This window comes from Halomonas sp. NYA30 (assembly GCF_976980765.1).
On record NZ_OZ334477.1, the window covers coordinates 559,599 to 586,380 of the forward strand.

At 55.8% G+C, this 26,782-nt stretch carries 21 protein-coding genes; 18 read left to right on the forward strand and 3 right to left on the reverse strand.

Annotated features, from left to right (window positions below; translation table 11 throughout):
- Window positions 1–56 precede the first annotated feature (56 nt).
- Both ACWI0H_RS02605 and map read right to left on the reverse strand, forming a co-directional pair.
- The gene (locus tag ACWI0H_RS02605; protein WP_336268874.1) at window positions 57–2,732 is read right to left on the reverse strand and encodes a [protein-PII] uridylyltransferase; all 2,676 of its coding nucleotides are present in this window, start codon (window positions 2,730–2,732) and stop codon (window positions 57–59) included.
- On the reverse strand, window positions 2,732–3,523 hold the full coding sequence (map, locus tag ACWI0H_RS02610; protein WP_339934251.1) for a type I methionyl aminopeptidase: 792 nt from the start codon (window positions 3,521–3,523) through the stop codon (window positions 2,732–2,734). Before map ends, ACWI0H_RS02605 begins: the two co-directional genes overlap by 1 nt.
- A gap of 346 nt (window positions 3,524–3,869) precedes the next feature.
- Here map and rpsB point away from each other — a divergent pair, with 346 nt between their 5' ends.
- The 18 genes from rpsB (at window position 3,870) to tilS (ending at window position 24,827) form a co-directional block, all read left to right on the forward strand.
- Window positions 3,870–4,619 carry a 30S ribosomal protein S2 gene (rpsB, locus tag ACWI0H_RS02615; protein WP_179915350.1) on the forward strand — a complete coding sequence of 250 codons (750 nt, stop codon included), beginning with the start codon at window positions 3,870–3,872 and terminating at the stop codon, window positions 4,617–4,619.
- 229 nt (window positions 4,620–4,848) lie between these two features.
- Complete coding sequence (gene tsf / locus ACWI0H_RS02620; RefSeq protein WP_101147413.1) at window positions 4,849–5,718, forward strand: translation elongation factor Ts; 870 nt, start codon at window positions 4,849–4,851, stop codon at window positions 5,716–5,718.
- 178 nt (window positions 5,719–5,896) lie between these two features.
- Entirely contained in the window at window positions 5,897–6,676 is a 780-nt protein-coding gene (gene pyrH, locus ACWI0H_RS02625) for a UMP kinase (protein WP_176302523.1), read from the forward strand.
- A 4-nt stretch (window positions 6,677–6,680) separates the two neighbouring features.
- Window positions 6,681–7,238 (forward strand): ribosome recycling factor, encoded by a 558-nt coding sequence (frr, locus tag ACWI0H_RS02630; protein ID WP_008959876.1) that lies wholly within the window; start codon window positions 6,681–6,683, stop codon window positions 7,236–7,238.
- 93 nt (window positions 7,239–7,331) lie between these two features.
- Complete coding sequence (uppS, locus tag ACWI0H_RS02635) at window positions 7,332–8,120, forward strand: polyprenyl diphosphate synthase (protein WP_485874724.1); 789 nt, start codon at window positions 7,332–7,334, stop codon at window positions 8,118–8,120.
- Window positions 8,113–8,943: a phosphatidate cytidylyltransferase gene (locus ACWI0H_RS02640; RefSeq protein ID WP_101147410.1), complete on the forward strand. Its 831-nt coding sequence runs from the start codon at window positions 8,113–8,115 to the stop codon at window positions 8,941–8,943. Before uppS ends, ACWI0H_RS02640 begins: the two co-directional genes overlap by 8 nt.
- On the forward strand, window positions 8,940–10,157 hold the full coding sequence (gene ispC, locus ACWI0H_RS02645; protein ID WP_485874725.1) for a 1-deoxy-D-xylulose-5-phosphate reductoisomerase: 1,218 nt from the start codon (window positions 8,940–8,942) through the stop codon (window positions 10,155–10,157). Before ACWI0H_RS02640 ends, ispC begins: the two co-directional genes overlap by 4 nt.
- A gap of 47 nt (window positions 10,158–10,204) precedes the next feature.
- Window positions 10,205–11,563 (forward strand): RIP metalloprotease RseP, encoded by a 1,359-nt coding sequence (gene rseP / locus ACWI0H_RS02650; protein ID WP_485874726.1) that lies wholly within the window; start codon window positions 10,205–10,207, stop codon window positions 11,561–11,563.
- A gap of 100 nt (window positions 11,564–11,663) precedes the next feature.
- Window positions 11,664–14,015: an outer membrane protein assembly factor BamA gene (gene bamA, locus ACWI0H_RS02655; protein ID WP_485874727.1), complete on the forward strand. Its 2,352-nt coding sequence runs from the start codon at window positions 11,664–11,666 to the stop codon at window positions 14,013–14,015.
- Window positions 14,016–14,105: 90 nt separating this feature from the next.
- Window positions 14,106–14,606 carry an OmpH/Skp family outer membrane protein gene (locus tag ACWI0H_RS02660; RefSeq protein ID WP_336273567.1) on the forward strand — a complete coding sequence of 167 codons (501 nt, stop codon included), beginning with the start codon at window positions 14,106–14,108 and terminating at the stop codon, window positions 14,604–14,606.
- A gap of 53 nt (window positions 14,607–14,659) precedes the next feature.
- The gene (lpxD, locus tag ACWI0H_RS02665) at window positions 14,660–15,697 is read left to right on the forward strand and encodes a UDP-3-O-(3-hydroxymyristoyl)glucosamine N-acyltransferase (protein WP_336273566.1); all 1,038 of its coding nucleotides are present in this window, start codon (window positions 14,660–14,662) and stop codon (window positions 15,695–15,697) included.
- Window positions 15,698–15,852: 155 nt separating this feature from the next.
- Window positions 15,853–16,296, forward strand: a complete 444-nt coding sequence (gene fabZ / locus ACWI0H_RS02670; protein ID WP_008959868.1) for a 3-hydroxyacyl-ACP dehydratase FabZ — start codon at window positions 15,853–15,855, stop codon at window positions 16,294–16,296.
- Window positions 16,293–17,060: an acyl-ACP--UDP-N-acetylglucosamine O-acyltransferase gene (lpxA, locus tag ACWI0H_RS02675; protein WP_336273565.1), complete on the forward strand. Its 768-nt coding sequence runs from the start codon at window positions 16,293–16,295 to the stop codon at window positions 17,058–17,060. The genes fabZ and lpxA overlap by 4 nt, the downstream gene beginning before the upstream one ends.
- 31 nt (window positions 17,061–17,091) lie before the next feature.
- Complete coding sequence (gene lpxB, locus ACWI0H_RS02680) at window positions 17,092–18,264, forward strand: lipid-A-disaccharide synthase (protein ID WP_336273617.1); 1,173 nt, start codon at window positions 17,092–17,094, stop codon at window positions 18,262–18,264.
- Entirely contained in the window at window positions 18,254–18,886 is a 633-nt protein-coding gene (rnhB, locus tag ACWI0H_RS02685) for a ribonuclease HII (RefSeq protein WP_336273564.1), read from the forward strand. The genes lpxB and rnhB overlap by 11 nt, the downstream gene beginning before the upstream one ends.
- A gap of 38 nt (window positions 18,887–18,924) precedes the next feature.
- Complete coding sequence (dnaE, locus tag ACWI0H_RS02690; protein WP_485874728.1) at window positions 18,925–22,431, forward strand: DNA polymerase III subunit alpha; 3,507 nt, start codon at window positions 18,925–18,927, stop codon at window positions 22,429–22,431.
- 118 nt (window positions 22,432–22,549) lie between these two features.
- Window positions 22,550–23,506, forward strand: coding sequence for an acetyl-CoA carboxylase carboxyl transferase subunit alpha (gene accA, locus ACWI0H_RS02695; protein ID WP_101147401.1), 957 nt, complete (start codon window positions 22,550–22,552; stop codon window positions 23,504–23,506).
- Entirely contained in the window at window positions 23,487–24,827 is a 1,341-nt protein-coding gene (gene tilS, locus ACWI0H_RS02700) for a tRNA lysidine(34) synthetase TilS (RefSeq protein WP_485874729.1), read from the forward strand. The genes accA and tilS overlap by 20 nt, the downstream gene beginning before the upstream one ends.
- Here the strand turns inward: tilS and ppx are convergent.
- On the reverse strand, window positions 24,790–26,343 hold the full coding sequence (gene ppx, locus ACWI0H_RS02705) for an exopolyphosphatase (RefSeq protein ID WP_485874730.1): 1,554 nt from the start codon (window positions 26,341–26,343) through the stop codon (window positions 24,790–24,792). The two genes, tilS and ppx, sit on opposite strands and share 38 nt — an antisense overlap.
- Window positions 26,344–26,782 lie beyond the last annotated feature (439 nt).

The window sequence follows — 26,782 nt, forward strand, 5'->3', positions numbered from 1 at the left end:
AAAATAGCGCTTCTGCCTTATGCCAGCAATAGTTGAGAAAGTTAGAGTGTAATTTGTCAAACCCCTAACACTTCAATCAGCCGCTCGCGTAGCTGCTGTTGTCGTTCAGGGTCGGTCAGCGGTTCGCCAGCCTTGGTGGTAATGAAGAAGACGTCTTCCACCCGCTCGCCGAGAGTGGCAATTTTTGCCGCTGAAAGGGAAATATCCTGCTCCATAAAGATTCGACCCACGCGAGCCAGCAGGCCGGGGCGGTCGGGGGCCGTTAGTTCCAGCATGGTGCGCTCATTGGCCGGGTCCTGCTCAATCAACACTTCCGTGGGTACCTTGAAATGCTTGAGCTGGCGCGGCGTGTGGCGCGTGACGATATCTGGATAGTCATCGGGGTCATCAAGCTCTTCAACTAAGTGTTGGCGCATTTCTTCGATGTGCGCAGGGTCGCGAATCGGTTGGCCGTGACTATCGAGCACAATAAAAGTGTTCAGCGTCCAGTCGTTGTGGGAAGTGGCGATGCGTGCGTCGTGGATCGATAGCCCCAGCTGCTCCATGGCGGCGGCAGTGGCGGCGAACAGATCATCCACCGAACGGGTATGGATAAACACCTTGGTGCCGCCTTCGGCCATGTCGGCGGTGGGCGCGCTGATCAACACCAGCGGCAGCGGCGACTGGTTGTGGTTCAGGATGCCTTGGGTCTGCCAGACAATTTCGCTAGGCGCATACTGGAGAAAGTAGTCCTCCCCGAGGGATTCCCAAAGCTGGTCGATTTGTGCCCGGTTAACGCCAATAGTTTGCAGTAGCGAGCGCGCCTCGGTGCGCGTTTCGCGTACCCAGTCATCTCTGTCAGGTGGGTTGTTTAGGCCGCGGCGCAGAGCACGCTTGGTCTCAGCATGCAGCTGGCGTAGCAGTGTCGCCCGCCAGCCGTTCCACAGCGTTGGATTGGTCGCGTTGATATCGGCAACGGTGAGCACATACAGGTAATCCAGGCGGGTTTCATTACGCACCACCAGGGCAAAATCGCGAATCACATCGGGGTCGCTAATATCGCGCTTTTGCGCGGTCATCGACATCAGCAGGTGGTGCTCCACCAGCCAGCTGACCAAGTTCGTATCGTGAGGCGAGACGTGATGCCGCTGGCAGAACTGTTCAACGTCCCGGGCACCAATTTCCGAGTGGTCGCCGCCACGGCCCTTGCCGATATCGTGAAATAGCCCGGCAATCCACAGTAGATCCAGCTTGGGAAGCTGCTGCATCAGCGCTGCCGCCACGGGGAAGTCGCCTTTCGCTTCCGGCTTACGGAAGCCGTGCAGAAACTTGAGCAGCCGCAAAGTGTGGGCATCGACGGTATAGATATGAAACAGGTCGTGCTGCATCAACCCCACGGCGCGGCCAAATTCGGGCAGGTACTTGCCCAAAATGCCGTAGCGGTTCATGCGGCGAAGCTGGCGCGGTACGTTGCCAGGGGCGCGCATAATGGCCATAAACAGCCGCTGGTGGCGCGGGTCTTCCCGGTAGTGGTCGTCAATCTGGTGGCGATGATCACGAATCAGTCGGATGGTATCGGCGCGAACCCCTTCAATTTCGGGGTGCTTGGCCATCAACAGAAACAGCTCCAGCATCGCTGCCGGTCGCTCGCGGAACAGGTTACGCGAGCGTACTTGAATATAACCGCCCTTAGTTTCAAAGCGCTCGTTCAATTTAACGGTGGTCAGTGCCTCTTTGCCGCGCAGGATGACTTCGTCAAAATGCTGCAGCAGCATATCGTTAAGGCCCGCTAGCGCGGTGACATGGCGGTAGTAGCGCTTCATAAACTGCTCAACCGCGAGGCGTTCAGGCGTATCGCGGAAACCAAACATCTCGGCAATGGTGCGCTGGTGATCAAACAGCAGGCGGTCTTCGGCGCGGTCGGTGAGCATATGCAGGGCGTAGCGCACTTGCCATAAAAATGCCTGCCCCTGGCTCAAAATGCGCAGTTCGGCGTCGTTCATAAAGCCGTTAGCGACGATGTCGGTGTACTGTTCGGTGCCAAAGTGGCGTTTGGCTACCCAGCCGATCATCTGAATATCGCGCAATCCACCGGGGGAGCTTTTGAGGTTTGGCTCCAGGTGATATTCGGAGTTGTTGTAGCGGTAGTGACGAGCAATCTGCTCCTGCCACTTGGCCTCAAAGAAGCGGTCGGCGGGCCAAATGTGCTCGGCGCTGAGGCGCTCGCGCATGGCTTCACGCAATGCCTCCGGCCCCGCGATCAAACGTGATTCGAGCAGGTTGGTAATCACGGTCACGTCCGCTTCGGCTTCCCGTTCGCAGTCGTTGAGCGAGCGTACGCTGTGACCTATCTCCAGGCCAATATCCCACAAAAACGTGATAAAGGCAGTGAGCGGTTCGCGGTAGGCGGTGTCGTCGTCCTGCTCCAGCAACAGCAGCAGGTCAATGTCGGAGTGTGGGTGCAGCTCGCCCCGGCCATAACCGCCGACTGCGACCAACGCGATGCCGTCATCGGGCCACTCGTGTTGCGACCAGGCAATGGCCAATAGCTGATCTAGGTACCAGGCGCGACCACGAACGAGATCGCGAATATCCGCTCCGGCGCGAAACTGGTCATCGAAGCGTGCTTGTAGTTCACGCAGCGCGGCCTTGAACGGGGCGACCGGGGAGCGAGAACCTGCAAGCTCGGTGCGAAACAGGTCTAAATCGAAAAGCGAGGTGTCCGGTTCAAACCGGTAGTGGTGAAGAAGCATTAGTTGTTCAAGAAACTGAAGTCTTCGTCGCGACGCGCGGTCAGCACTTCAACACCAGATTCAGTGACCAGCAGCGTGTGTTCCCACTGGGCGGAGAGGCTGCGATCCTTAGTGACGGCGGTCCAGCCATCGCGCAGTACCTTGGTTTTATAGTCACCGACATTAATCATCGGTTCGATGGTGAAGCACATGCCGGCAGCAAGCTTGATATCGGCGTCCGGCGCGTAGCCGTCGTAGTGCAAAAACTGCGGCTCCTCATGGAAATCAGCGCCGATACCGTGTCCGCAGAAGTCGCGCACCACCGAGTAGCCGTGCTCTTCGGCATGCTTTTGAATCACTCGAGCCAGTTCGGAAAGACGTACGCCAGGCTTCACCAGTTCAATGCTCTTATACAGGCACTCCTGGGTGATGCGGCACAGCCGTTCGCCCTGGATAGTCTCGCCCACCACGAACATCACGCTGGAGTCGCCGTGGTAGCCATCCTTGGTCTTGACGGTGATGTCCAGGTTCATGATGTCGCCGTTCTTGAGCTTCTTGGCGTCATCGGGAATGCCATGGCACACCACATGGTTAATAGAGGTGCAGGTTGCCTTGGGAAAACCGTGGTAGTTCAGCGGTGCCGGGGCCGACCCCAGTTCGTTAACGATATAGTCGTGACAAAGACGGTCGATTTCCCCCGTGCTGACCCCTGCCTGGACATGAGGGGTGATCATTTCGATAACGCTAGCCGCTTGGCGCCCGGCTTCGCGCATGTGTTCGATTTCAGAAGGCGTCTTGATAGGAACGTTCATGAATACTCGATATGGATTCAGAATGGAAAAATTGAATGGCGCAATTTAAGACCGTCAAACGGGGTGCGACTTCATCTTGGCAATGATCTATGGTATAAAGCCGCGCGCTTTCCTGCAATCGTGATTCCAAGCTTCTTAGCTGGGAAAGGCGGCAGTAGGGTAGGGCGATGAATCCGCAGCATGCTCATTAAAGAGCAACTGCTTGTTTGATCACTAAAAACATCAAGCCTTAAAAACACACATGCACCGGCACATGGTCCCGGGTGCCGCTGGCAGCGTTTAACGCGGTCAACGGTCGGATCCATGGGGTGCGTGGAGGCCTAACCCGAGTTTGAGGAGTTTTACCATGTCTCACGTTAATATGCGTGACCTGCTGAAAGCAGGCGCTCACTTTGGTCACCAGACCAAGTACTGGAACCCGAAGATGAGCAAGTTTATCTTCGGCGCGCGCAACAAGATTCACATCATCAACCTTGAGCACACTCTTCCTGCGCTGAATGAAGCGATCGATGTGGTCGAGAAGATGGCGGCATCCAACAACAAAATTTTGTTTGTTGGCACCAAGCGCAGCGCTAGCAAGGTAATTAAAGAAGAAGCGAACCGTGCCGGTCAGCACTTCGTCAACCATCGCTGGTTGGGCGGCATGTTGACTAACTTCAAGACCATCCGTCAGTCCATTAAGCGTCTGCGCGATCTTGAAACCATGCGCGAAGACGGCACGTTCGAGAAGCTGACCAAGAAAGAAGTCCTGGTAGCAACTCGCGAGCAAGAAAAGCTTGAGCGTTCTATCGGCGGTATCAAGAACATGGGCGGCCTGCCGGACGCACTGTTCGTGATCGACGTTGACCACGAGCGCATCGCGATCAACGAAGCCAACAAGCTGGGTATCCCGGTTATCGGCGTGGTGGACACTAACTCCAACCCCGATGGCGTTGATTACGTAATCCCAGGCAACGATGACTCCATTCGCGCTATCCAGATTTACGTTAAAGCGATTGCGGATGCGTGTGGTCGTGCCAAAGAAGGCAACGCGCAAGAGTTTGTTGAAGTGACCGAAGAGGCCGCTGCAGCTGAAGACAAGACTGCCGCCGAGTAATCGCAGCAGTGGGTGCGGTAAGCAGGTGTGCCGCATCAAGATAAAAGGGGGCTATGCCCCCTTTTTCCCGCGACAGATGAACTGTCTGAGCGGACGAATTTGCCGGCACTCATTACCGGCCCCGCAATTCAGAGAGACATAGGGCAGTGTGATATATGATGGTCATTTATCATGCCTATACTCTGTGTTGCGTTTAACTCTCATAGAACCATTTCAGAGGTGAATTCTCATGGCAGCTATCAGCGCCTCTCAGGTCAAGGAACTTCGCGAACGTACCGGTCTCGGCATGATGGAGTGTAAAAAAGCACTCACCGAAACCGACGGTGATATCGAAGTTGCGATTGAAAACCTGCGCAAAAGCTCAGGCCTAAAAGCGGCTAAGAAAGCCGACCGCATCGCCGCCGAAGGTGTTGTGGTAACGCGTGTAGCGGAAGATGGTAGCTACGGCGTAATGGTCGAAATCAACTCCGAGACTGACTTTGTTGCTCGTGATGACAATTTCATCGCGTTTGCCGACAAGATCGCCGGTGCTTTCTTTACTGCGAAAAGCGAAGATGTTGCAGCCGTCATGGCGGGCGAGCTTGAAACAGCACGCGAGCAGTTGGTTCAGAAAATCGGTGAAAACATTGGCGTGCGTCGTGCCGTCGTTGTTAACGCTGCTGACGGTGGCTTAGTGGGTGAATACGTCCACGGTGGCCGCATTGGCGTTCTAACCGTGCTGACTGGTGGCACTTCGCAAGTCGCTAAAGACGTTGCGATGCACGTAGCTGCGATCAATCCTGCGGTTGCCCATCCTGCCGACATGCCCCAAGAGCAGCTGGATCAGGAAAAAGCGATTATTCTGGCGCAGCCGGATATGGCCGGTAAACCGGAGCAGATCGCTGAGAAAATGGTCCAGGGTCGCTTGAAAAAGTACCTGGCGGAAAACAGCCTAACCGAACAGCCGTTTGTTAAAGACCCGAACCAAACCGTTGCTGAGTTCGTCAAAGCGGCAGGCGGCGAAGTGGTTGGCTTTACGCGCTTTGAAGTTGGCGAAGGCATCGAGAAAGAAGAAGTCGACTTTGCTAAAGAAGTTATGGAACAGGCTGGCCGTCGCTGAGGTCAGAGGTTTCAGAAAGAAGATGGCGTGCGCGCGAGCGCACGCCTTCGCGTATCCGGCCTCTGTATAATTGATGCTAGTATGACCGGCTCTTTTTTATCGGTTTTATACGTTATCAGTTTTATACATAGGGGCTGCACCGCCTGCCTGTGTTCAGGTCTGCCTCAGGAGAGATGCCATGTCACGTGATGTTCAAGAGCCTACCCCCCACGTAGCACCCAGCAAAGGCACTGCTGAGAGTTCGAAGTCAAAATACAAACGTATTTTGCTCAAGCTTTCTGGCGAAGCGTTGATGGGTGAACACGATTTTGGGATTGACCCCAAGGTGCTTGACCGCATGGCGCTGGAAATAGGTCAGCTAGTCGGCATTGGGGTGCAAGTCGGTATCGTGATTGGCGGTGGTAACTTGTTCCGCGGCGCGGCGCTCAATGAAGCCGGTATGGATCGCGTCACGGGTGACCACATGGGCATGTTAGCCACCGTGATGAACGCGTTGGCTATGCGCGACGCCTTAGAGCGCTCTAATATCCGTTCGCGGGTGATGTCTGCTATCCCGATGAGCGGTGTGGTAGAGCATTATGACCGCCGAACCGCTATTCGTTATTTAACCTCCGGGGACGTAGTGCTGTTCTCTGCAGGGACGGGTAATCCCTTCTTCACCACCGATTCGGCTGCTTGCTTACGCGGCATTGAAGTGGACGCAGATGTGGTCATTAAAGCGACCAAAGTGGATGGCGTCTACAATAAAGACCCGGTAAAACACCCAGATGCTGTGAAGTATGACCAGCTCTCTTACGATGACGCCTTGGATCAAAAGTTGGGCGTGATGGATTTGACCGCAATCTGCCTGGTACGTGACCATAATATGCCGGTGCGGGTATTTGATATGAATAAGCCTGGTGCTCTACTGAATATGGTTGTAGGGGGCAAGGAAGGCACGCTGATATACAGAGGTTAATGACGTGATTAACGATATTAAGAAAGATGCCGAATCGCGCATGAAAAAAAGCGTTGAGGCGCTGAATAGTAACTTCAACAAGATTCGTACCGGCCGTGCTCACCCGAGTATTTTAGACGCCGTTACGGTGGAGTATTACGGCAGCCAGGTGCCGCTTAGCCAAGTGGCGTCGGTTAACGTTGAAGATGCTCGCACGCTGAGTATTGTGCCGTGGGAGCAGGGCATGGTGCCGAAAATTGAAAAGGCCATCATGACCTCTGATCTTGGCTTGAACCCGGCCAGCGCCGGTACGGTGATTCGGGTGCCGATGCCGATGCTAACCGAAGAAACCCGCAAAGGTTACATTAAGCAAGCACGTAGCGAAGCCGAAAATGCTCGCGTTGCGGTGCGCAATGTACGTCGTGATGCCAACGGTGATTTTAAGTCGTTATTGAAAGATAAAGACATTACCGAAGATGATCAGCGTGAAGGCGAAGACGCCATCCAAAAGCTGACCGACAAATATATCGCTGAGATCGATAAAGCGCTGACTGCAAAAGAGCAGGATTTGATGCAGGTATAAACCTGTGTTTTATGCAGCCACGGGCAGCTTATGCTGCCCGTTTTGCCACACTCTGGCTGGTTTTTTTATGACTGATCTTTGGTGCGAGAAACCATGACGTCACCGCAGTTTCCTGAAGAACAGCAGGACGAGACCGGTGCACTTTCTCAGGCCGGGGAGGCGCCGCCGGCACACGTTGCTATCATTATGGATGGCAATAATCGCTGGGCGCGCGCGCGTGGGCTTTCAGGCGTACGTGGGCACCGCGCGGGGGTAGAAACGGTGCGTGCAGTGATACAGCGGGCCGCCGAGCGCGAGGTGAAAACGCTGAGTCTGTTTGCCTTCTCCAGCGAAAACTGGAAGCGCCCCGCCGCAGAAGTTAATGCCTTGATGGAGCTGTTTTTGATGGCGCTCAAGCGTGAAGTCAAAAAGCTCAACGAGCGCAATGTTCGCCTCTCGATTATTGGTGAACAGCGTGGTTTCTCCCATGCGATACAAAAGCATATTCAGCGTGCTGAAGTGTTAACTGCGCATAACACGGGCATGCATTTGGTGATTGCGGCTAACTATGGTGGTCAGTGGGATATCGCCCGGGCGGCGCGCAGCTTAGCCGAACAGGTGGCCGCAGGGGAGTTGGACCCCGCCGCCATTGATGAAACCCGCTTCGATAAAGCGATAGGGGGTGATGATGTGCCGCCGGTGGATCTGTGTATTCGTACCAGCGGCGAGCAGCGGCTATCTAATTTTATGCTTTGGCAAATGGCCTATGCCGAGCTGCATTTTTCACCGCTGTTATGGCCCGATTTCGGTGCTGAGGCGTTTGATGCGGCATTAAACGACTTCTGTCAGCGCCGTCGTCGCTTTGGTATGACGGACGAACAAATAGAGGCGCAAGGTGCTTAAACAGCGGATTATCACCGCAGCCTGGCTAGCACCGCTGGTGTTGGCTGGCCTGTTTGGATTGGACGGTGGCGCCTTTGCGCTGTTTACGGCGCTGATTGTGCTACTTGGCACCTGGGAGTGGGCCAATTTAGCTGGCCTCACCCGCACAGCGCAGCGTGCTCAACTAGTGGCCGGTATGGCGGCGTTAATGCTGATGATGTGGCTAATAGATGCCGCAACATCGGCATGGCCGCTTTGGCTGGCCGCTGCAGGTTGGTTAATCAATCTTTACTGGGTAACTCGCTACCCTGCCGCTGGCCGGCAGTGGCAAGCTACCTCGCGACGACTGGCAATGGGCCTTTGGGTGCTATTGCCTTGCTGGGTCGGTTTTAACGTGCTGCGTGAGAGCGGTATGGCGTGGCTGTTGTTTGTGCTGTTGCTGGTGTGGTGTGCTGATATCGGCGCCTATTTTGTGGGACGCAACTGGGGTAAGCGCAAACTGGCACCTCGCGTCAGTCCTGGTAAATCCTGGGAGGGCGTGTACGGCGGCTTAGCAGCAACGGCTATTCTGGCCGTTGTGTTTGCCGTGTGGCTATCACTGGGTATGGCCAGTAGCCTCACGCTTATCCTAGTGACAGCAGTCGTTACATTGACCTCTGTGCTTGGGGATCTGCTGGAGAGCATGCTCAAGCGCCACCGTAATATCAAAGATTCTAGTCAACTGCTGCCAGGCCACGGCGGGGTGCTGGATCGCATCGATAGCCTGACGGCGGCGATTCCGCTATTTGCGCTGTTTTATCTTGAAGTGCTTATGCCGATGCTGGTTCAGGGGCAGCCGCTATGAGCCAACGGCAGCATCCGCAAACTAAACCACCTACGCAGCGTGTGACGGTGCTTGGATCGACAGGATCCATCGGTACTAGCACGCTGGATGTAATCGGTCGCCATCCCAATCGCTACAGCATCCACGCACTTACTGCACACACCTCGAAAGAGTCACTATTAGCTCAGTGCTTAATACACCGCCCTGCGGTCGCTGTGCTGGATGATGAAGCTGATGCTGCTTGGCTACGCCAAGAGCTCAAACTTGCAGGCCTGCCAACCGAGGTGAACGCAGGGCCAGAGGCGCTGTGTGAGGTTGCCCGTGACGCTAGTGTCGATTGCGTGATGGCGGCTATCGTGGGTGCAGCAGGCTTGCTGCCTGCACTGGCCGCCGCCGAAGCGGGAAAGCGCGTGTTGCTGGCCAATAAAGAGGCACTGGTGATGAGCGGCGCACTGTTTATGGACGCTGTTTCGCGTTCAGGTGCGACGCTATTGCCGATTGATTCCGAACATAATGCTATTTACCAGTGTCTACCAGCAGAACATCGCGGCGGCTTGGCGCGCCACGGCATTAGCCAACTGCTGCTGACGGCCTCCGGTGGGCCGTTTCGTACCTGGAGCCAAGCTGATATTAATAACGTCACCCCCGAGCAAGCCTGCGCCCATCCAAACTGGTCAATGGGGCGTAAAATCTCCGTTGATAGCGCCACGCTGATGAACAAAGGGCTCGAACTCATTGAAGCCTGCTGGCTATTTGATGCGACGCCTGAGCAGATCCAGGTGGTAGTGCACCCACAAAGCGTGATTCACTCCATGGCGGCGTATCATGATGGCTCGGTGATTGCGCAGCTAGGTAATCCCGATATGCGCACGCCCATTGCCTATGGGTTAGCGTGGCCTGAACGGATTGACGCTGGGGTCGAAACGCTGGATCTTTTTCAGGTGGCGCGGCTAGATTTTGAAGCCCCCGATGAAGTCCGTTTCCCGTGTTTGGGGCTTGCCCGTGAAGCAATGCAGCAGGGCGGTATGGCGCCGGTAGTACTGAATGCGGCTAATGAAATAGCGGTTGATGCTTTTCTACAGCGTCAGCTCCGTTTTACGGCGATTGGACAACTGGTGGCTGAGGTCTTGTCGCGCCCCTATGAAGGGCGGGTCGACAGCCTTGAAAGCGTTTTAGCAACCGATCAATGGGCGCGACAGCAGGCGTTGGAACTGGTAACAAGGTGGTCCGCTTAAGCATTCGCTGGGCTGGTCGTTAAGCGCGGGTCGTTAAGGAGTGCAGTGTGGGCCTGATACAGAATATTTTAGCGGTCATTGTGGTGCTGGGCCTGTTGGTAACCTTTCACGAGTTTGGTCACTTTTGGGTGGCGAGACGCTGTGGCGTCAAAGTGCTGCGTTTTTCGGTAGGCTTTGGCAAACCGCTATGGTCACGTGTTGACCGTCAAGGTACGGAATATGCGATAGCCGCGATTCCGCTGGGTGGCTATGTCAAAATGCTTGATGAGCGTGAGGCGCCGGTACCGGAAGATCAGCTCGATCAGGCATTTAATCGCAAGACTGTATGGCAGCGCATTGCTATTGTGGCTGCGGGGCCAATCGCTAACTTCCTGTTGGCGATTGTTGCCTACTGGGCACTGTTTGTCGCGGGGACTACGGTGGTTTCGCCGATGGTGGGCAGTGTTGCGCCTAATTCACCAGCGGCGGAAGCAGGGCTGACTCATGGCGATGAAATTGTTGCCATTCAGGGCGATGAGATACGTTCTTGGGAAGAATTAAATCTAAAACTAGTCTCCATTATTGGTTTTAGTGGTGGGCTGGAAATTGACGCGCGTTCTGAAGGGGCGAATGATCCCAGGCGGTATGTCTTACCGGTTACTGATTATTTGGTGCGCCAAGATCCGCCCCAGCCGCTTCAAACATTGGGCATTACGCCTTGGCAGCCAGAATTTCCGGCTATTTTGGGCCAAGTCGTCAGTGGGGAGGCCGCCGAACAAGCGGGCCTAATGGCTGGCGACAGAATGGTCGCCATTAACGGCGAGCCAGTGGATGATTGGATGGACTTCGTTAATATTGTGCGAGGTAATCCTAATGAAACGCTGGAGCTCACCTATGAGCGTGATGGCGAGCGAGCAACCGTAGATTTAACGCCTGGGCGTAACAGCTTAGACACTGGGGTGGAAATTGGTTATATCGGTGCTGGTGCCGAGCAAGTTGAGTGGCCAGCTGCGTTTCAACGTGAGATTCGCTATGGTCCTGTGGAAGCAGTAGGGCATGCATTATCCCGTACCGGAGAAATGACGCTATTAACCGTTGATGCCATACGGAAAATGCTAGTAGGGCTTATTTCACCTTCCAATCTCTCGGGGCCCATCACCATTGCTCAGATCTCTGGCGATTCGGCTCGTGCTGGGATGGAAGCGTTTATCGGTTTTCTAGCGTATCTTTCTATCAGCCTTGGGGTGCTTAACTTACTGCCTATCCCGGTGCTCGATGGTGGTCACTTGTTTTATTATTTTATGGAGGTCGTACGTGGACGGCCAGTATCTGAAAAAACTCAAGCTGTAGGATTGCGCATTGGGCTTGCCATGGTCGGCACCCTGATGTTGATGGCCCTCTATTTTGATCTGATGCGCCTGTGGTAATGACGCGTGTAGCGCGCAGGATGCCTTGTCATCTGCCTGCACAAATGTATATGGTGCCTTTCTGGAATGAACGGCAGACCAACGCGAGCGAATTGACTGCATGAAAATCAAGACCCTTGGAATGGCGGCACTCTTGCTGGCAGGCGCCAGCGGCGCCCAAGCACAATCCTTTGATGTTTCTGACATTCGAGTGGAAGGACTGCAGCGGGTATCCGCCGCCTCGGTCTTCAATGCATTCCCGGTGAGCGCCAATGAGCGTGTCAGCGAAGCGCAGTTGGCTGCCGCTGCCCGTGACCTGTTTGCCACCGGGCTATTCGATGATGTCTCACTGGCCCGTGAGGGGGATGTGCTCGTTATTCAGGTGGTCGAACGACCCACCATTGCTCGGCTGGACATCAGCGGTAACGATCAAATATCCGAAGAAGACTTGCGCGACGGGTTGCGCCAATCGGGGCTTTCGGAAGGCCAAGTACTTGAGCTTTCCACGCTGGAAGAGATTCAGCGCGAATTGGAAGGTGTCTACCAGGCTCAAGGTCGTTATAGCGCCAGTATTGATACGGAAGTTGAAGAAGTTGATGAAGGCCGCGTTCAGGTCAATATCAATATCAACGAAGGCGAAGTCGCCAAAATTCGACAAATCAATATTGTTGGCAACGAAGCCTTTGACGACGAGACGCTGCGCGAAGTGTTTGAGTTAGAGGACCGACCGGGGCGTATTTTCGGCTGGTTCTCTAGCGATGAATACTCCCGTGAAGCGCTATCCGGTGATATTGAACGGCTGCGTTCGTTCTACCTGGATCGTGGCTACGTCAACTTTGATGTGACATCCACCCAGGTGTCGATTGGTCCGGAAAAATCCGAAATCTTTATCACCCTGAACGTTGATGAAGGTACCCAGTACCGCGTTGGTAATATTCGTTTCGCCGGTGATCTACAGATCAGTGAAAATGAAGCCCGCCAACTGCTGACCGTCGAAGAGGGTGAGATTTTCTCCCGCGGCGATGTCAATACGTCTACTGAAGCGCTACGCCAGCGTTTAGGCGCTGAAGGTTTCGCCTTTGCTGATATTCAGGGCGTGCCTGAAATGGCAAACGATGGCGAAACGGTTGATCTGGTCATTGCCGTCAATCCTGGTGAGCGTGCCTATGTGCGCCGTATTGAGTTCTTTGGTAACACCACGACTCAAGATGAAGTGCTACGCCGTGAAATGACACAGTTGGAAGGCGCGCCTGCTTCCACCGAAGCCATTACACAGTCGCGTCAGCGTCTTGAGCGTCTGGGCTTCTTTAGCCAAGTAGAGGTGGATACTCAGCCTGTACCTGGTGAGCCGGACTTGCTCGACGTCACCTATAACGTGGAAGAGCAGCCTTCTGGCTCAGTCTCTGCAAGCGTTGGTTTCTCGCAAAGTGCTGGTGTTATCTACGGCGTAGGCCTATCGCAGAATAACTTCCTCGGTACAGGTAATCGCGTCAATGTAGGTGCTCAGCGCAGTGATACGTTTACTAGCGTTAACTTCGGGTTCACCGACCCCTACTGGACGCTGGACGGTATCTCACGCGGTTACAATCTGTTTTATCGCGAAACCGACTACGCCGATTCGGATATCTCGACGTTCTCAACCGATGCCTACGGTGCCGGGATCAACTTTGGTTATCCCGTCAGTGAGCTGTCGCGGCTTAACTTTGGGGCCAGCGTTGAAGACCTAACGGTGAAAACCTACTTCGACACGGCCTCAGAAATTCGTCGCTACGTGGAAGATCAGGGCGAAGATGCGCAAAGCCTGAAGCTGACCGCCAGCTGGACACGCAATAATCTTAACCGCGGTATTATGCCTACCGATGGCAGCTATCAGCGCCTGTCGCTGGAAACCGGCGTGCCGGGCAGTGATTCGGAGTACTACAAGCTGCGCGCGCGAGCTCAACAGCTCTTCCCGATTAACGATGACGAGTCCTGGGCGTTCAAATTTACCGGCAACGTCGGCTATGCCGATACGCTGGGCGGCAACGATCCTTACCCCTTCTATGAAAACTTCTACGCCGGCGGTCTAGGCTCGGTACGTGGCTTCACCTCGAATACGCTTGGGCAGCGCACTACGCCAGCAACAGAAGGCGGCCGTGACCGCACCCTGGGCGGTAACGTTTCAGTAGAAGGTAGCGCCGAGATCATTTTCCCGCTGCCCTTTGTTGAAGATCAGCGTGCGCTGCAAACATCGCTATTCCTGGATGGCGGTAATACCTTCCTGACCTCTTGCTACGATGTGCTTGCAGAAGACGCAGGACGTCAGCAGTGCAACTCCGGCGTTGATCTAGGCGATTTGCGCTACAGTGCCGGTATCGGCCTTTCTTGGCTAACGCCGGTGGGGCCGCTGACCTTCAGCGTTGCCGAACCATTGAACGATGAGAGCGGTGACGATACCCAGGTCTTCCAGTTCTCATTGGGGCAAACGTTCTAAGAGGCAATTGTTCAAAAGAGCCGTCGTTCTAATATTGCTAGACCGCGTGCCATGGCGGTACGCGCTAGCGTGACCTAAGGAGATAACAAGATGCGTAGACTAACAGCGGTGGTATGCCTGTTGGGCGCGATGATCTTGCCCGCTCACGCTGCAGAAGTCGCGGTGTTGGATTGGCGAGCAGCGCTGATGAATACCCAATCTGCACAGGCATCAATGAGCAGCCTGGAAGGGCAGATTGGCAATCAACAGCGCGAAGCGCAGAACCTGGGTAATGAGTTACAGCAGCTGCAAGAGCGTTTGCAGAACGAAGGCGAAACCATGGCGCAGTCCCAGCGTGAATCACTGATTAGCGAGCTACAGCAAAAGGGCAGCCGCTTTGAACAGCTGCGCCAGGAAGTCATGCAGGCCCAGCAACGCTCTGAACAGCAGTTTTTAGAAGGTGCTGAACCGAAGCTGGAGCAGGCGGTTGCGCAGGTGCTCGAGCGCCACGGTATTGATGTGCTGGTCGAGCCTCAGGGCGTACTGCACTCAGGGGTTGACCTACCTAACGTGACCAACGAAGTCACCCAGATTTTTGATACCTTGAACTAATTTTAAACGATAATTGATGTGGCCTAGCCACACCAACGCTTCTCTGGGCTCCCATGACGCACGCTTCTCATCACCTTACCCTCGCAGACATTGCGCGCCAATTGGGCATCGCCGTTAGCGGTAATGCCCAGCAGCCGATACGCGGCTTGGCGACGCTAAAAGAGGCCCAGCCGGACCAAGTGGCCTTTCTAGCCAATCGCGCCTATTTGAAAGATTTGGCGACGACGAAAGCGGCGGCGGTGCTTCTGCACCCTGAGCATGGCAAACACTGCCCTGTACCGCGTCTTGAGATTGATAACCCTTATTTGGGTTACGCCAAACTATCGCAGTTGTTTGATCCCTTACCCGCTCGCGACATTATGGGGGTACATCCCACGGCAGTAGTGGCGGAAGACGCTCAGTTAGGTGCCGATGTCTCCATTCAAGCCCATGCTGTGATTGAAGCAGGTGTGGTACTGGGTGATCGCGTGGTGATCGGGGCTGGCAGCGTGGTAGGCGCTGACAGCATTATCGGCGAAGAAACGCGCTTGCACGCCAATGTCACGCTTTGCCATGGTGTGGTGGTGGGTAAACGCGGCATCTTACAAAGCGGTTGTGTCATCGGTGGCGACGGGTTTGGTTTTGCCCACGATGGCGCAGGCTGGCATAAGATTGCCCAGTTGGGTGGCGTTGTCCTGGGAAATGACGTTGAGGTTGGCAGTTGTTCGAGCATCGACCGTGGTGCGCTGGGTGATACGGTGATTGGCAATGACGTCAAAATCGATAGTCAGGTGCAAATTGCTCATAACGTGACCATTGGTGATCATAGTGCCTTAGCTGGCTGTGTGGGAATCGCGGGCTCTACCAAGGTAGGTAAACACTGTATGCTAGGGGGTGGCGTGGGTCTCTCAGGGCACCTGACCATCTGCGATGGTGTTCAAGTGACGGGGATGAGTTTAGTCACGAACTCAATCCATGAACCAGGGGTCTACTCCTCTGGTACCGGCGCCATGGCCAACACCCAATGGCGTAAAAACGCAGTTCGATTTAAACAGCTTGATGACATCGCTAAACGTCTAGCGAGGCTGGAAAAAAAACAGCGCAATGAGTAAGCGCTTTGGGTCGTCGCTGTGCGTTTTACCACTGCTGGCTTGAGGCTAAGTAGCAGTGGGGTATAATTCTCAGCCTTTTAATCAGCAGGCGTGCTGATATTTGCCTGAAGCTCTTCATGAGTTCCAGGTTTTTTGTCATTTTAGAGGTCGCTACGATGGTTATGGATATTAATGAAATTCGCGAGTACTTGCCCCACCGTTACCCCTTTTTGTTGGTGGATCGAGTAACGCAATTAACCACCGGCGAATCCATCGTTGCGTACAAAAACGTCAGCATTAATGAACCGTTCTTCAACGGCCATTTCCCCCATCACCCGATTATGCCCGGTGTATTAGTGCTCGAAGCCCTTGCTCAGGTATGTGGCATTCTCGGTTTTAAAACGGTTAATAAACTGCCTGCTGATGGTTACGTTTATTATCTGGTAGGCAGTGATAACGTGCGCTTTAAGCGTCCTGTCATGCCGGGTGACAAGCTCACGCTCGAAGCTGACGTTATCAAAGGCAAGCGGGGTATTTGGAAGTTCGCATGCCGAGCCACGGTGGATGGCGAATTGGCTTGCGAAGCAGAAATTATTTGTGCCGAGAGGAAGGTGGCTTGATACATCCTACTGCACTTGTCGACCCGACGGCGCGTCTTGCTGACGATGTTGAGGTAGGCCCTTTTAGCATCATCGGGCCAGACGTCACTATCGGCGCTGGCTCGGTGATTGGCCCGCATGTGGTGGTGAAAGGCCCCACCACGTTAGGCGAGCGTACGCGTATTTTTCAGTTTGCCTCGGTAGGCGAAGACTGCCAGGACAAGAAATACGCAGGCGAGCCGACGCGGTTAGTCATGGGCGATGATAATGTGATTCGTGAAGGCGCCACGATCCATCGTGGTACCGTTCAGGATCGCAGCGAAACGACTATTGGTTCGCGCAATTTGTTGATGGCCTACGTGCATGTCGGGCATGACTGCGTGATCGGTAACGACTGCATTTTGGCCAACCAGGTCACCTTGGCGGGTCATGTCACCGTTGGCGATCATGTCATTTTGGGTGGTTTGGCGGCAGTGCACCAGTTCTGCCACTTTGGCGATCACGCCATGGCCGGTGGCGGTTCGATCATCACCAAAGACACGCCCGCGTACATTATGATTAATGGCAATCCTGCAGAAGCACGTGGTCTCAATCTGGTGGGCTTGAAACGGCGTGGCTTTAGCCGCGAAGCGATTAGTGCATTAACCTCCGCGTATAAAATGGTCTATCGTCAGGGGCTGACGACAGAGCAGGCGCTAGTTGAAATGCGCAGCCGCTTTGAACTGCCTGAAGTCGAGCATTTTGCCGCCTCTATTGAGCGTTCGACCCGCGGCATTACCCGCTAACCCATGCTACATCGTCTGTGATCTTGCAATGATGACCCTGCACCGCGTCTACCTCGTGGCCGGAGAGCTCTCCGGCGATATTCTTGGCGCTGGGCTGATGCGTGAACTCAAAGCACGTCATCCAGATGTCGAGTTTCGCGGTATTGGTGGGCCGCGCATGCAGGCAGAAGGCATGGAGAGCCGCTTTCCTTTAGAGACCCTCGCGGTAATGGGGCTGGTTGAAGTGCTCAAGCACCTCCCAGAACTGATCCGTGTGCGTCGAACCCTGAAAGCCGAAGCCTTGGCCTGGCAGCCAGATATCATGCTCGGTATCGATGCCCCTGATTTCAATTTAGGCCTGGAGCGCCAGCTCCGTGAAGCGGGCATGACGACCGCCCACTACGTGAGCCCTTCCGTATGGGCGTGGCGACAGGGGCGGGTAAAAGGTATTGCCAAGTCGGTAGACGGCATGCTGACACTGCTGCCTTTTGAAGCCGCCTTCTATCGCGAACACCGTGTCCCCGTCGCCTTTGTGGGTCACCCTCTGGCCGACGAAATGCCGCTGGAAAATGACCGTGTTGCCACCCGCCAAGCGCTGGAGCTGGCGCCTGATAGCCAGGTGTTGGCGCTGTTGCCAGGCTCTCGGGCCAATGAAATTCGGTTTTTGGGCGATACCTTTCTTGCCGCCGCCGAACTGCTCTGCCAGCGCCACCCAGCGCTGCGCGTGGTGGTTCCTGCCGCGACGGTGGATCGTCATCGTGAAATTAGCGAATTGTTGACGCACTACCCATTGCTGGCTCAGCGCGTCACGCTGCTCAATGGACAAGCCCGTGAAGCGATGGTAGCCAGCGATATCGTGCTGCTGGCCTCGGGTACCGCCGCGTTGGAAGCCATGTTGTGCCATCGCAGCATGCTGGTGGCCTACAAGATGGCACCAATGACGCATTGGCTAGCCAAGCGAATGGTGAAAACTCAGTGGGTGTCGCTGCCCAATCTGATCGCTCAGGAGACGCTGGTGCCGGAACTGATTCAAGAGGCCGCCTCACCCGATGCGATTGCCGACCAGCTCAGTGCCATGCTGTCAGATGAGGCAAGCCGCCATGCGTTGGAAGCACGTTTTGCCGAGATGCACGCTACGCTACAGCGCAACGCCAGTCGGCGCGCCGCCGAGGCGATCAGCCAGCTAGTAGCAGGTCAGCCACTGGAGACTGTTGATGGCCATTGAGCATTGGTTAATTGAGCACAAGGATTTTCAACCGCTAGAAATTACCTACAGTGGTGAGCGTCTGGCAGGAGTGGATGAGGTAGGACGTGGGCCGCTGATCGGCAGCGTGGTAGCCGCCGCGGTAATTCTTGATCCTGCTAATCCGATTGAAGGTCTCAGCGACTCCAAAAAGCTCACTGCGCGCAAGCGTGAAGCGTTCGACAGTCAGATTCGCGAGCGAGCGTTAGCCTTTGCTGTGGCAGAAGCCAGCGCCGCCGAAGTGGATGAGCTGAATATTTACCACGCCACCCACTTGGCCATGCGTCGAGCCATTGATGCACTGGCACCGGCGGCGGAATATCTACTTGTCGATGGCAATAAATTACCTGGCCATCTGCTGCCTGGGCAGGCCGTGGTGAAGGGCGATGCGCGCCACGCGGCCATCGCCGCCGCCTCGATTCTGGCCAAGGTTGCCCGGGATGCCCAAATGGTTGCCTTGGATGAGTGCTATCCTGAGTATGGTTTTGCGCGCCATAAAGGCTACCCGACCAAAGAGCACCTGACGGCGCTTGCAGCTCACGGGGCACTGGCCGAACATCGTCGTAGTTTTGCGCCGGTGCAGCGTCAGTTGGCGCTGCTTTAACGTATTTCTTCTTCATCTAGCGTATTTCTGAGAGTCTCATGACGGTCCCGTTCGTTCATTTACGTTTGCACAGTGAATACTCCCTGGTCGACGGCTTGGTTAAACTCAAATCGCTGGTCAGCACTACTGCTGAGCGGTCGATGCCAGCGCTGGCGCTGACGGATGAAACTAACCTGTTTGGTTTGGTTAAGTTCTACAAAGCCGCCCAGGGGGCGGGGTTGAAGCCGATCATCGGCAGCGATTTATGGCTGCAAAACCCCCACGACGAATCGCACCCTTACCGGCTAACGCTGCTGGCCATGAATGACGTTGGCTATCGCAACCTTACCGAGTTGATCTCGAAAGGCTGGACCCATGGCCAGCGCCAGGGGCGCGCCATCCTCGATAAGCAGTGGGTACTGGAGCAGAGTGAAGGGCTGATTGCGCTGTCTGGTGCGCGAGAGGGCGAGATTGGTCGTCATCTGCTCTCTGACCACGAACGAGAAGCGCGGCAACTGCTTGAAGAGTGGCAGGTCGCCTTCCCTGATCGCTTTTATCTAGAGTTGGTACGCACCGGGCGCCCGCTGGAAGAGGCTTGCGTTCACGCCAGCGTCAAGCTGGCCATTGAGACAGGCACACCGGTGGTGGCGACCAACGACGTTCGCTTTTTAGAGCGCGACGATTACTGGGCCCACGAAACCCGCGTCGCCATCGGCGAAGGTAAAGCCTTGGACGACCCACGCCGTGAGCGCCGCTACACCGAAGAGCAGTACCTAAAAAGCCCCGACGAGATGGTGGCGCTGTTTGCGGATATTCCCGAAGCGCTGGAAAACAGCGTCATGATCGCAGAACGCTGCAGCGTCAATGTGCGTCTGGGCGAGATTTTCCTGCCTGAGTTCGAAATTCCTGAGGGCATGACCCAGGATGAGTTCTTCCGTAAGGTCTCTCACGATGGCCTAACGGATCGACTCGATTTTCTCTTCCCTGCTGAACGCTATCCCCGCGACAGCGATGAATACAAGGCGATCGACCAGCGCTACCGTGATCGGCTGGAGTTTGAGCTCAACGTTATTATCCAGATGGGCTTTCCTGGCTACTTCCTGATCGTAATGGACTTTATCCAGTGGGCAAAAGATAACAGCGTCCCGGTAGGCCCTGGACGCGGCTCGGGGGCTGGCTCGCTGGTGGCCTATGCGCAAAAGATCACCGACCTGGACCCGATCGGCTACGACCTTCTCTTCGAGCGCTTCCTGAACCCGGAACGTGTCTCCATGCCCGACTTTGACGTCGATTTCTGTATGGAGAAACGCGATAAGGTCATTGAGTACGTGGCCGAGCGTTACGGACGCAATGCGGTTTCTCAGATCGTGACGTTTGGCACCATGGCCGCCAAGGCCGTGGTGCGTGATGTTGCCCGCGCTCAGGGGCGGCCCTACTCGCTGGGGGATAAACTCTCCAAGCTGATCCCCTTTGAAGTGGGCATGACACTGGCGAAAGCCATTGAGCAGGAGCCCGCGCTTAAAGAGTTTATCGGCAACGACGAAGAGGCCGAAGAGATTTGGGAGATGGCCCTCAAGCTCGAGGGCACCACCCGGGGGACCGGTAAGCACGCCGGGGGCGTGGTTATCGCGCCTACCAAGCTGACCGACTTCTCGCCGCTGTTATGCGACGAGGACGGTTCAGGCTTGGTGGTGCAATTCGATAAAAACGATATCGAAGAGGCCGGGCTGGTTAAGTTTGACTTTCTGGGTCTACGCACGCTGACGATTATCGACTGGGCGCTGGAGATGGTCGATAAGGTGCGCAGCGTCAATGGCCAGGGGCCGCTCAATATCGACAGCATCCCGCTGGACGACGCGCCGACCTTTGAGATGCTCAAACGCGCTGAAACCACCGCGGTGTTTCAGCTCGAATCCCGTGGCATGAAAGAGCTAATCAAGCGCCTGCTGCCTGACTCACTAGACGATATGATCGCCCTGGTGGCGCTGTTCCGCCCCGGCCCGCTGCAGTCGGGCATGGTGGATGACTTTATCAACCGTAAGCACGGCCGGGCCGAAGTCTCTTATCCACACCCGGATTACCAGCACGAGCTATTGAAACCAGTGTTGGCACCTACCTACGGCATCATTCTCTACCAAGAGCAGGTCATGCAGATCGCTCAGGTCATGGCGGGCTACAGCCTTGGCCAGGCCGATATGCTACGCCGTGCCATGGGTAAGAAAAAGCCCGAAGAGATGGCCAAGCAGCGCGATGGCTTTATGGAAGGTTGCGCCGCCAACGGTATCGATAAAGATCTTGCCGGTAACATCTTTGACCTGGTGGAAAAATTCGCCGGTTACGGCTTCAACAAGTCGCACTCGGCCGCCTACGCCTTGGTTTCCTACCAAACGGCGTGGCTAAAAGCCCACTATCCGGGGCCCTTTATGGCCGCGGTGATGTCCACGGAAATGGACAACCTGGATAAAGTGGTACCCCTGATTGAGGAGTGCCGCAACCTCAAGCTCACCGTGACGCCGCCGGATGTCAACGTGGGCGGTTACAAGTTCACCGTCGATACCGATGCCCGAGTGGTTTACGGCCTGGGTGCGATTCGTGGCGTGGGCGAAGGACCGATTGGCGCCATTGTTGAAGCTCGCGAGGCAGACGGCCCGTTTAAGGATATCTTCGACTTCTGTCGTCGCATGGACCCTAAACGGATGAATAAGCGCACCCTGGAAGCACTGATTCGCTCCGGCGCGCTGGATACCATCGGTCCCAATCGCGCGGTGCTATTCGCTGCCATGGAAGATGCGCTGAAAGCCGCCGCTCAGAACCATACCAATCAAAACCTGGGTATGCTGGATATGTTCGGTGACGCCTTCGTTGAAGCTGACGACAGCGATAGCAACGTTTACGCCGAATATATCAACGCCCGAGAGTGGACTGATCGCGAGCGCCTCTCTGGGGAGAAAGACACCCTGGGGCTTTACCTAACGGGTCACCCGATCGACGAGTACGAGCGGGAATTAAAGCGCTTTGTGTCTACCCGGATCAGTGATTTAAAGCCCTCCCGCGATCCCCAGCGTGTCGCCGGTCTGGTGGTCGGCGTGCGCACCATGAAATCCAAGCGCGGCGACACCATGGCGTTTATTACCCTTGACGACCGCACCGGGCGTATTGAAGCCTCGCTGTTTGGGGAGCTTTTTGAGCAGTTACGCGGTCAGATTGAGGCCGATCAAGTGTTGATCGTTGAGGGTGAGGTTTCCAGCGATGAGTTCTCCGGCGGTCTGCGCCTGCGTGGTAAAGACGTGACACCCATGGTGACGGCGCGCATTCGCTACGGCCAAGCCGTGGAACTGGCGCTGGACGCGGGTCAGATCAATGGTCGCTTAATTGAAACCCTGCGCGACAGCCTGACGCCGTATCGTGATGAAGCTGGTCTTCCAGTACGGCTGCAGTATCGCCACCCGGCAGCGGTCGCTTGGCTGGAACTTGCCGATGAGTGGAAAGTCGCGCCGAGCGACGATTTACTGCTGGCGCTGCGGGATGTACAGGGCCAAGCGGGCGTGCAGCTACGTTATCGTTAAAAGTATCGCCAACGGGTAATCGGGCGAGCACCCACCTTGCGCAGCAGGGTCAGGGTGCGATAATGCTCTTTATACTCTCTACACACATATGCATGCTTATTTTGACCAGGCAGAGCCGATGAATCCTAATTATCTCGATTTTGAACAGCCCATTGCCGAACTTCAGGCAAAAATTGAAGAGCTGCGTTTGGTCAGCTCTGATAGCCAAGTCAACCTTTCTGACGAGATCTCTCGGCTGGAAGAGAAAAGCCGTAAGCTGACGGAATCGATCTTCAAGGATTTGACTCCCTGGCAGGTTTCGCAACTATCACGGCACCCCCAGCGCCCCTATACGCTGGACTATCTCGAACACATCTTCACCGACTTTGACGAGCTGCACGGTGATCGTAACTTCGCCGATGATGCCGCGTTGGTGGGTGGCATTGCACGCTTGAACGAGTCGCCGGTGATGGTGATTGGCCATCAAAAAGGCCGCGATGTAAAAGAGAAAGTTCGCCGCAATTTCGGTATGCCCCGCCCCGAGGGTTACCGCAAAGCGTGCCGCCTGATGGAAATGGCAGAACGCTTTAAAATGCCGATTCTGACGTTTATCGATACCCCCGGTGCTTATCCCGGTATCGATGCCGAAGAGCGTGGCCAGTCCGAGGCTATTGCCTATAACCTGGCCGTTATGTCGCGTCTGAAAACGCCGATTATCTCGACCGTGGTGGGCGAAGGTGGCTCCGGCGGCGCGCTGGCTATTGGCGTATGTGACGAGCTGCAGATGTTGCAGTACTCCACTTACTCGGTGATCTCACCGGAAGGCTGCGCCTCGATTCTATGGAAAAGTGCCACCAAGGCTTCTGATGCCGCCCAGGCCATGGGGATCACTGCCGAGCGCCTGAAGGAGCTGGGTTTTGTTGATTCGCTGATTAAAGAGCCGTTAGGCGGCTCTCATCGCCATCCTCTCTCTACCGCCGAGCGCGTCAAGGAAGCGCTCACCGCGAGCCTGGAGCGCTTGCAGGCGATGGATACCGATGCGCTGCTTGAACGTCGCTACAAGCGCTTGATGAGCTATGGCGCCTCAGCCGCGTAGTACGCTTCAAGGCCTGCTTAATGACGCCCTGGCGGAAACCCCGCCGGGGCGCTCTATTTGGGTGGCACTCTCGGGCGGTTTGGACTCCTGTCTGCTGCTCGCGTTAGCCGTACAGGTCTGTGAACAAGCAGAACGCCCCCTGCGAGCCATTCATATCAATCATGGCCTGCAAGCGGCAGCATCGACATTTGAAGCCCACTGTCGGGCGCTTTGTGAGCGTGCCAACGTTCCCCTCACAGTCGCCGAGGTGGTAGTGGATACGCAAGGCGAGGGTATTGAAGGAGCGGCGCGCAATGCCCGTTATGAGGCCTTCTTCGCAACCATTCCAGCAGGAGATACGCTTTGGCTGGCCCAGCACCAGGATGATCAGGCGGAAACCTTTCTGCTTGCCGCCCTGCGCGGCAGCGGTGTACGTGGCTTGGCGGGTATGCCTTATCGGCGTGATGCCCACGCTATTACGCTGCTGCGCCCGTGGCTTACGGTGGGGCGGGCCGCGCTTGAGAAAGCCGCGCAGTCACTTGATCTCTGCTGGTGCGAAGACCTTACCAACAGCGATATCAGCCTTGATCGCAACCGCCTGCGCCACCGGGTGCTACCGGCGCTTCGTGAACGTTGGCCAGCGGCAGATGAGGCCTTGGCGAGTAGCGCCCAACATGCCAGCGAAGCCGACACCTTGCTGAGTGAGTATGCCCAGCAAGAGCTGCAAGTGTTACTTACCATTGATGGCCAATGCGTCGATAACCAATACTTGGACGCCGCAGCGCTAAGCGCGCGTTTGCGCCCCCGTCAGCGGCTTTTGGTGCGTACGCTTTGCCAGCAGCAAGGGTTGCCGACGCCGCCGCAAAAGCGCCTAGAGAGCCTGCTGGATCAATTAACAGCGAAGGTGGATGCCCAGGTATGCGTCGAGTGGCAGGGCGCTCAGGCGCGCCTGTGGCGTCAGCGGCTCTATCTGATGGCGCCTCTTGAGCCGCTACCGGCGTGGGAGGTTAGTTGGGATGGTCAAACGCCCCTGGAAACGCCCATCGGGCCGCTGGGCTGGCAAGTATCTTCGTTACCAACGCCATCCCAAGCGTCGTCTCAACTGCTCAGGGTCATTTGGCGACAGGGGGGCGAGGTCATTCAACTGCCAACGCGGGGTAGGCGCGATGTAAAGCGACTTCTTCAGGAGGCAGAGGTACCGCCCTGGGAGCGCGGACGGCTGGTGGTGATCATGCAGGCATCAGCGTGTATCGGAGTGATTGCTCCCCCTGGCAAGCTGCTATGGCAAGCCGAGGGGGCGCGCTTCATCCGTCAGACTTTCCCTGCTGTATCAAAAGCTTGAAACCGGCGGCTTCCATAAACGCCTGCTCCTGCTCCAAGTCGGTACTCAGCAGGGTGGGTTCATCACTGGCAGGCAGCGTGATGGTCAGGCTGTCGCTGTCAGCGCTTATCTCCGGCAGCGAGGGAGCGGTTTCAGGGCGCGAATGGTTAAGCAGTACGGCTAAACGTAGCAGCCGGGCGAGCTTCTGCGTCACTTCCTGTTGCGCGTCGGGCAAAGCCTGCCACTCTTTAAGCGGAAATTTGCGTCGATGCGCGCGCACCAGAAACGCCAACCGGCGCTGTTCAGGACGGGAGAAGCCAGCAAGATCGGAGTGCTCCAGCAGGTACGCACCGTGGCGATGGAACTGGCTGTGGGAAATCGCCAAGCCGATTTCATGCACATGGCTAGCCCACTGCAAATAGCGCTCTTGATCGGGGTTGAGCGACCACGCGTGGCGTACCTGATGGAATAAGCGCTCGGCGGTGTCGGCGACATTAAGCCCCTGGCGCGTATCGACATCGTAGGTACGCTGCAGCGACTCCAGGCTTTTCGAGCGCGAGTCTTCTGCGGTATTACGCCCGGCCATATCGTAGAGCACGCCTTCACGCAGAGCGCCGTCGGCGAAGCGCATTTGGGTTAAATCGAAGGCTTCAAAAATAGCTCCAAGAATGGCAATCCCCGCCGGGAAAACCTTGGCGCGGTCGGCTTTGAGGCCGTCCAGCTCGACTTTTTCCAGCTGTTTGCACTTGAGCAGGCGCTCGCGCAGCTTCTTTAAGCCGCCGCGGGTAATAACGCCTTCATGGGGCGTATCGCCGTAGGCATAAAGCACGCTGGCGGCGGCCTTGATCGTGCCGCTGGAGCCGACCGGGTCATCCCATCCCAGGCGCTGATAGGGGCGCTGAATATTGGCAAGTTCCGAAAGGGCCGCCAGCTCGGCGCGGCGCATGCGCTTTTCGTTCAACTCACCGTCGGGGAAGAAGCGCCGGGAAAACGTGACGCAGCCCATACGTAGGCTTTCCAGCGCCTTAGGCTCAAACGCCTCGCCGATGATGAATTCGGTCGAGCCGCCGCCAATGTCGACGATTAATCGACGGCCACTTTCGGCCAGGGCGTGGGCGGCACCCAAATAAATCAGCCGAGCCTCTTCGCGCCCAGCAATAATTTCGATGGCGTGACCTAATTGGGCCTCAGCGCGTTCGATAAATGCTTGGCTATTATGCGCATCGCGTAACGCGTTAGTACCCACGATGCGCAAATTGGCGTTGGTAATATCGCTTAAAAAGGGCGCGAAGCGGCCTAAGCAGTCTAGCGCGCGCTGCATAGCCGCCTCGCTCAGCATGCCGTCATCGTCTAAGCCTGCGGCGAGCTGCACTTTTTCACCCAAGCGGGCCACCACCTGGAGGCGTTCATGCTGGTAGTTGGCCACCAGTAGGTGAAAGCTGTTGGAGCCCAGGTCAATGGCGGCGAATCGCTGCGGCGCGCCGCTGTTTGCCTCAGCGGCAGAGGCGTCAATGGGGAGCAAAATGTCCTTGGGCATGAGCTTTCCTTCGTGTTGGCTGTGCCAAGGTTGCGGTGACCTTTATCTATTGTCAATTGCAAAGGCTTGCGTTTGTCGCAGGGCTTGACTACCATCGAGCTACTGGCTTGATCTGACCTGGTTAGTTAGTGTGTCCACAAGTACTTCGTTGTTAAGATAGTTTTGATAGACCGTTTAGATAGAAGGCTTAAATAGACAGTTTAGATAAATCATCTTGCATGCGTCGTTCAAGTACGGCACCTTGGTCGCCCCAGACGTTATTCATTGTTTATCCCGTTAGCGTCAGCCAGAATTCCAAGTCGTCAGATAGCCCACTGGTTCAACCACTCTTCCTGTGTGAACCAGAGTAGACAAGTGTTAGCACCCTCGAGTTGAGTCTTAATAACAACTAGCAGCAGCGTTGTTAGTTAAGTCCAACGCCGTTCCTTTCATCTTCGAG

Excerpts from the sequence above, each read along its gene's own strand:
- ACWI0H_RS02605 (WP_336268874.1), bottom strand. The coding sequence starts at position 2,732 with ATGCTTCTTCACCACTACCGGTTTGAACCGGACACCTCGCTTTTCGAT.
- ispC (WP_485874725.1), top strand. The coding sequence starts at position 8,940 with ATGAGCCAACGGCAGCATCCGCAAACTAAACCACCTACGCAGCGTGTG.
- map (WP_339934251.1), bottom strand. The coding sequence starts at position 3,523 with ATGAACGTTCCTATCAAGACGCCTTCTGAAATCGAACACATGCGCGAA.
- uppS (WP_485874724.1), top strand. The coding sequence starts at position 7,332 with ATGACGTCACCGCAGTTTCCTGAAGAACAGCAGGACGAGACCGGTGCA.
- accA (WP_101147401.1), top strand. The coding sequence starts at position 22,550 with ATGAATCCTAATTATCTCGATTTTGAACAGCCCATTGCCGAACTTCAG.
- pyrH (WP_176302523.1), top strand. The coding sequence starts at position 5,897 with ATGTCACGTGATGTTCAAGAGCCTACCCCCCACGTAGCACCCAGCAAA.
- dnaE (WP_485874728.1), top strand. The coding sequence starts at position 18,925 with ATGACGGTCCCGTTCGTTCATTTACGTTTGCACAGTGAATACTCCCTG.
- tsf (WP_101147413.1), top strand. The coding sequence starts at position 4,849 with ATGGCAGCTATCAGCGCCTCTCAGGTCAAGGAACTTCGCGAACGTACC.
- ppx (WP_485874730.1), bottom strand. The coding sequence starts at position 26,343 with ATGCCCAAGGACATTTTGCTCCCCATTGACGCCTCTGCCGCTGAGGCA.
- ACWI0H_RS02660 (WP_336273567.1), top strand. The coding sequence starts at position 14,106 with ATGCGTAGACTAACAGCGGTGGTATGCCTGTTGGGCGCGATGATCTTG.
- fabZ (WP_008959868.1), top strand. The coding sequence starts at position 15,853 with ATGGTTATGGATATTAATGAAATTCGCGAGTACTTGCCCCACCGTTAC.
- lpxD (WP_336273566.1), top strand. The coding sequence starts at position 14,660 with ATGACGCACGCTTCTCATCACCTTACCCTCGCAGACATTGCGCGCCAA.
- rnhB (WP_336273564.1), top strand. The coding sequence starts at position 18,254 with ATGGCCATTGAGCATTGGTTAATTGAGCACAAGGATTTTCAACCGCTA.
- tilS (WP_485874729.1), top strand. The coding sequence starts at position 23,487 with ATGGCGCCTCAGCCGCGTAGTACGCTTCAAGGCCTGCTTAATGACGCC.
- lpxB (WP_336273617.1), top strand. The coding sequence starts at position 17,092 with ATGACCCTGCACCGCGTCTACCTCGTGGCCGGAGAGCTCTCCGGCGAT.
- bamA (WP_485874727.1), top strand. The coding sequence starts at position 11,664 with ATGAAAATCAAGACCCTTGGAATGGCGGCACTCTTGCTGGCAGGCGCC.
- rpsB (WP_179915350.1), top strand. The coding sequence starts at position 3,870 with ATGTCTCACGTTAATATGCGTGACCTGCTGAAAGCAGGCGCTCACTTT.